General features: G+C 65.7%; 1 protein-coding gene and 1 pseudogene. Both read left to right on the forward strand.

The annotated features are described in order from the left end of the window. Positions 1-5,679, forward strand: a pseudogene (locus tag BM041_RS32020) (hypothetical protein); the annotation flags it as partial. A gap of 356 nt (positions 5,680-6,035) precedes the next feature. Continuing rightward, positions 6,036-6,961, forward strand: a 926-nt coding sequence (locus BM041_RS29560) for an IS481 family transposase (protein WP_092963661.1), incomplete at its 3' end; no start/stop codon positions are given.

Below are 6,961 nucleotides of genomic sequence, written 5' to 3' on the forward strand. Positions count from 1 at the left end.
GGCAATGGCACTGGCGTCAGCCTGACCGGCTCGGCCAATGCCGACACGCTGGTCGGTGGCACTGGCGCCGATAGCCTCAATGGCGGTCTTCGCAACGATGCGCTTGATGGCGGCGCGGGCGAAGATACGCTGACCGGCGGTGAGGGCAATGATACGCTCACCGGTGGTGACGGCAATGATACGCTGGCCGGTGGTGGGGGCGATGATACGCTGACCGGCGGTGCAGACGATGATGCGCTCGAGGGTGGTGTCGGCAATGACGTATACATCGTCGATGCCGGCACTGACAGCATCAATAGCCGAGATATTGCTGGTTCCGGCCTTCGCGGAGCGGATGTGCTGGTGGTCTCGGCCGGCGCCACGGCCAATGCGACGCTGGGTGAGGCTTGGACTGCCACCGCCAGCAGCAGCAATGCCGGCACCGCAAACCTCGTTGCCGCCGGCTACGCGGCGAACCTGGCCGCCGCGACCGGCAGCAGTGGCTGGTCGGTCAGCAACGCTGGCAATGGCACTGGCGTCAGCCTGACTGGCTCGGCCAATGCCGACACGCTGATCGGTGGGACTGGCGCCGATAGCCTCAATGGCGGCGCAGGCAATGATGCGCTGGCTGGCGGCGCGGGGGGCGATACCTTTATCGTTGGTGCCGGCAACGACAGCATCACCGATCTCGGCAATGGCGCGGATGTGCTGTTGGTTTCGGCCGGCGCCGCGGTCAGCGCCACGCTGGCTGCGGCCTGGACTGCAACGGCCGGCAGCAGCAATGCCGGCATGGCCAGCCTCACCGCCGCCGGCTACGCGGTGAACCTTGCTGCCGCGACCGGCGCCAATGGCTGGTCGGTCAGTAACGCCGGCAATGCAACTGCGGTGAGCCTCACCGGTTCGGCCAAGGGCGATACCCTCATCGGTGGCACTGGCGCCGATAGCCTCAATGGCGGATTGGGCAATGATGCGCTCGATGGAGGGTTGGGCGCGGACAGCTTCACGATCAGTGCCGGCACTGACAGCATCACTGATCTCGGCAACGGGGCGGATGTGCTGGTGGTTTCGGCCGGCGCCACGGCCAATGCCACGCTGGCTGCGGCCTGGACTGCCACCGCCGGCAGCAGCAATGCCGGCACGGCCAGCCTCACCGCTGCTGGCTACGCGGTGAACCTTGCTGCCGCGACCGGCGCCAATGGATGGTCGGTCAGCAATGCGGGCAATGGCACTGGCGTCAGCTTGGCTGGCTCGGCCAATGCCGACACGCTGATCGGTGGCACTGGCGCCGATAGCCTCAATGGCGGAGCGGGCAATGATGGCCTGGCTGGCGGCGCGGGGGCGGACAGCTTCACCATTGGTGCCGGCACCGACAGTATCGCCGACCTCGGCAATGGCGCGGATGTGCTGGTCGTCTCGGCCGGCGCCGCGGTCAGCGCCACGCTGGCTGCGGCCTGGACTGCGACCGCCAGCAGCAGCAATGCCGGCACGCCAAGCCTCACCGCCGCGGGTTTCGCGGTGGACCTTGGCGCCGCGACCGGCGCCAATGGCTGGTCGGTCAGCAATGCGGGCAACGGCACTGGCGTCAGCCTGACCGGCTCGGCCAATGCCGACACGCTGATCGGAGGCACTGGCGCCGATAGCCTCAGTGGCGGCCCAGGCAATGATGCGCTGGATGGCGGCGCGGGGGGCGATACCTTCACCATCGGTTCCGGCACCGACAGCATCACCGACCTCGGGAATGGGGCGGATGTGCTGGTGGTCTCGGCCGGCGCCGCGGCCAATGCCACGTTGGGTGAGGCCTGGACTGCCACCGCCGGCACCAGCAATGCCGGCACGGCCAGCCTCACCGCCGCGGGTTTCGGGGTGGACCTTGGCGCCGCGACCGGCGCCGATGGCTGGTCGGTCAGCAATGCGGGCAATGGCACTGGCGTCAGCCTGGCTGGCTCGGCCAGTGCCGACACGCTGATCGGTGGCACTGGCGCCGATAGCCTCAATGGCGGATTGGGCAATGATGCGCTCGATGGAGGGTTGGGCGCGGACAGCTTCACGATCAGTGCCGGCACTGACAGCATCACTGATCTCGGCAACGGGGCGGATGTGCTGGTGGTTTCGGCCGGCGCCACGGCCAATGCCACGCTGGCTGCGGCCTGGACTGCAACCGCCGGCAGCAGCAATGCCGGCATGACTAGCCTCACCGCCGCGGGTTTCGCGATGGACCTTGGCGCCGCGACCGGCGCCAATGGCTGGTCGGTCAGTAACGCCGGCAATGCCAGCGGCGTCAGCCTGGCTGGCTCGGCCAATGCCGACACGCTGATCGGTGGCACTGGCGCCGATAGCCTCGATGGCGGCCTTGGCAATGATGCGCTGGATGGCGGTCTGGGCAATGATGTGCTGACCGGCGGCGCGGGGGGCGATACCTTCACCGTCAGTGCCGGCACTGACAGCATCAATAGCTCAGATATTGCTGGTTCCGGCCTTAGTGGGGCGGATGTGCTGGTCGTCTTGGCCGGCGCCACGGCCAATGCCACGCTGGGTGAGGCCTGGACCGCCACCGCCGGCAGCAGCAATGCCGGTATCGTAAATCTCGTCGCTGCCGGCTACGCGGCGGACTTGGCCGCCGCGACCGGCAGCAGTGGCTGGTCGGTTAGCAATGCCGGCAATGCAACTTCGGTGAGCCTGACTGGCTCGGCCAATGCCGATACGCTCATCGGCGGCACAGGCGCGGATACGCTGACCGGCGGCAGCGGCGCGGATACGCTGGATGGCGGCGCGGGCAATGATACGCTGGATGGCGGTGCGGACAATGATACGCTGACCGGCGGTGCTGGCGACAACGTATACATCGTCGGTGCCGGCACTGACAGTATCAACAGCCCAGGTCCTGGTGGTGTCGGCCTTAGCGCTGCGGATGTGCTGGTCGTCTCGGCCGGCGCCACGGCCGTTGCGACGACTGGTGGGGACTGGACTGCCACAGCCAGTACCAGCAACGCCGGCACGGTTATCCTGAGAGATTTTGCGTATCAATACTCCGTAGAGGTGAACCTCGCGGCCGCCACGGGCGGGGGACTATGGGAGGTTACATCTAGCAGTGTGGCCTCTTTCAATTTCGTCGGTTCGGCCTCCAGCGATAGCTTTTCGGGTTACAAGGGCGCCGATACTACGCGAAACCACGATGATACGGTCGATGGCGGTGCGGGCAATGATACGCTCGACGGCGGTGTGGGCAACGATAAGCTCGATGGCGGTCTGGGCAATGATGTGCTGACCGGCGGCGCGGGTGTCGATACCTTCACCATCGGTGCCGGTACTGACAGCATCACCGATCTCGGCAATGGTGCGGATATGCTGGTGGTCTCGGCCGGCGCCACGGCCAATGCCACGCTGGGTGGGGCCTGGACTGCAACGGCCAGCAGCAGCAACGCCGGCATGGCCAGCCTCGTCGCTGCTGGCTACGCGGTGAACCTTGCTGCCGCGACCGGCGCCAATGGCTGGTCGGTCAGCAATGCGGGCAATGGCACTGGCGTCAGCCTGACCGGCTCGGCCAATGCCGACACGCTGATCGGAGGCACTGGCGCCGATAGCCTCAATGGCGGCCTTGGCAATGATGCGCTGGATGGCGGCGCGGGGGCAGACCGCTTCACCATTGTTGCCGGCACCGACAGCATCGCCGACCTCGGCAATGGGGCGGATGTGCTGGTGGTCTCGGCCGGCACCACGGGCAATGCCACGCTGGCTGCGGCCTGGGCTGCAACGGCCAGCAGCAGCAATGCCGGCACGGCCAACCTCGTCGCCGCCGGCTACGCGGTGAACCTTGCTGCCGCGACCGGCGCCAATGGCTGGTCGGTCAGCAACGCGGGCAATGCCACCGGCGTCAGCCTGACCGGTTCGGCCAATGCCGATACACTGATCGGTGGCGCTGGCGCCGATACCCTCGACGGTGGTGCCGGCCTGGATACCGCCAGCTACGGCAGTTCAACTGCGGGCGTCACTGTCAGCCTGGCGCTGACCACCGCGCAGAACACCGTTGGCGCCGGAACCGACGTGCTCAGCAACTTTGAAAACCTCCTCGGCGGCAGCGGCGCTGACAGCCTGACTGGATCGAGCGGGGATAACTCGATATCGGGCGGCGCGGGCAATGATAGGCTCGATGGCGGTGCGGGCGCTGATACGCTGACCGGCGCCGCGGGTGTCGATACCTTCACCATCAGTGCCGGCACTGACAGCATCACCGATCTTGGCAACGGGGCGGATTTGCTGGTGGTCTCGGCCGGCGCCGCGGCCAATGCCACGCTGGGTGCGGCCTGGACTGCCACCGCCAGCAGCAGCAACGCCGGCATGGCCAGCCTCAGCGCTGCGGGTTTCGCGGTGGACCTTGGCGCCGCGGCCGGCGCCAATGGCTGGTCGGTCACCAATGCGGGCAATGGCACTAGCGTCAGCCTAGCTGGCTCAGCTAATGCCGATACCCTCATCGGCGGCACAGGCGCGGATACGCTGACCGGTGGTAACGGCAATGATAGGCTCGACGGCGGTTTGGGCAACGACGTGTACATTGTTGGTGCCGGCACGGACAGCATCAACAGCCCAGGTCCTGGTGGTGCCGGCCTTAGCGCGGCGGATGTGCTGGTCGTCTCGGCCGGCGCCACGGTCTTTGCGACGACTGGTGGGGACTGGACTGCCACAGCCAGTACCAGCAATGCCGGCACGGTTATCCTGAGAGATTTTGCGTATCAATACTCCGTAGGGGTGAACCTCGCAGCCGCCACGGGCGGGGGATTATGGGAGGTGACATCTAGCAGTGTGGCCTCTTTCAATTTCGTCGGTTCGGCCTCCAGCGATAGCTTTTCGGGTTATGGGGGCGCTGATACTACGCGCAATCACGATGATACGGTCGATGGCGGCGCAGGCAATGATACGCTCGATGGCGGTGCGGGCAATGATGAGCTCGATGGCGGTCTGGGCAATGATGTGCTGACCGGCGGCGCTGGTGTCGATACCTTCACCATCGGTGCCGGCACTGACAGCATCACCGATTTCAGCAATGGCGCAGATGTGCTGGTCGTCTCGGCCGGCGCCACGGCCGTTGCTACGAATGGTGGCGACTGGACTGCCACAGCCAGCACCAGCAATGCCGGCACGGTTATCCTGAGAGATTTCGCGTATCAATACTCTGTAGAGGTGAATCTCGCGGCCGCCACGGGCGGGGGATTATGGGAGGTGATATCTAGCAGTATCGCCTCTTTCAATTTCGTGGGTTCGGCCTCCAGCGATAGCTTTTCGGGTTATGGGGGTGCTGATACTACGGGCAACCACGATGATACGGTCGATGGCGGCGCAGGCAATGATGTGCTCGATGGCGGCGCGGGCGCTGATCAGATCAAGGGTGGAACGGGTGCCGACATCTTCCGCTTTGCCCAATCTGCCGATACTTCGGTCACTGCCAGCGACCAGATCCTTGATTTTTCTCGCTCCGACGGGGACCGCATCGATGTCAGCCTGATTGATGCGAATGTAGCGATCGCCAACGACCAGGCCTTCGTTCTGGCCGCAGGGGCTTTCAGCCAGGTGGCGGGACAGATCTCGATCAGCACTGCCGGTACCACGCACACGGTCGGCTTCGATGTGAACGGCGACGGCACGGCGGATTTCCGAATTTTGGTGACGAGCACGACCGCTCTCGCCGCGGTGGATTTCATCCTGTAGCCCGGGCGCGGGGCGAGATGGGTGTCGGCGGGCGGGGCCAGCGGCGCCCCCTTGCTGCTGCCTGGTTGAAGCCACGCCGGAGGCGTTGGCAGTCATCTCAGCGATGACGTCGAACAACGCTGCGCTGGACGAAGGGGCGCGCTGTCGGCCAGGGCGAAGTTCAGTGATTTTTCGCCATATCGCCCGCGGCGCGATCGCGGCGTGCTCACCAGGGTGCGAACGCCCTTGGTGCATGGCCTCGCAACCACAGCCAACCAACTCAGCCCCGGAGGGACAACCTCCATAGCAACGACACCCAGGTGTTCAGTCCCCGGGAGTAGTGGTGCATCTTTGACCCGCGAGGGGGAGGATGCGCTGTGGCAGCAGGTCTTCATGGCTTAGCCAGAACGACGCCGCGTGTTCGAGCCGAGTTCCAAGCGTCGCAAGCGAGCACCCGCGCCCTGGCCTCGCGCTACGGGCTGAACCCGAAGACCGTCGCCAAGTGGCGGAGCCGGACGGGTACGGCCGATGCCGCCATGGGCCCGCGCCAGCCGCGCAGTTCCGTCCTGACCGAAGCGGAGGAGGCGATCGTCGTCGAGTGCCGCCGGCGTACCCTGCTGCCGCTCGATGACATCCTGGGCTGCCTCCGCGAAACCATCCCAACGCTGTCCCGCAGCGCGCTACATCGCTGCCTGGTGCGGCACGGCATCTCTCGCCTGCCGCATAACGAGGAGAAGACCTCGAAGCGCCAGCGCTTCGCCGAGACTGCGATCGGCTACGTCCATATCGACGTCTGTGAGCTACGCCTCGCCGAGGGAAAGCTCTTCATGTTCTTGGCCATCGACCGAGTGTCCAAACTCACCCACGTCGCCTTCCTGAACGCCAACACCACGATGAACGGTGCCGCCTTCCTGCGCGAGGTCGTCGAGACCTTCCCCTATCGGATCCACACCGTGCTGACCGATAACGGCATGGCCTTCGCCGATCTGCCGAAGTACCGCGACGGGGCAACCGCGCGCTGGGTGGGCCATATCTTCGAGCGCGTCTGCGACGAGAACAGCATCGAGCACCGCCTGACCAACCCCTACCACCCCTGGACGAATGGCCAGGCGGAGCGGATGAACCGTACGGTCAAGGACGCCACGATCAAGGCCTTCCACGATCCCAGCCTCGACGCGCTCAAGGCCCACGTCCTTGCCTTCGTCCAAGCCTACAACTTCGCCACGCACCTCAAGGCGCTGAAGTGGCGAACCCCATTCCAAGCCATCTGCGACGCCTGGACCAAGGACCCGTCCATCTTCAA

It is taken from the genome of Falsiroseomonas stagni DSM 19981, from assembly GCF_900114315.1.
GTDB classification, from domain to species: Bacteria; Pseudomonadota; Alphaproteobacteria; order Acetobacterales; family Acetobacteraceae; genus Falsiroseomonas; species Falsiroseomonas stagni.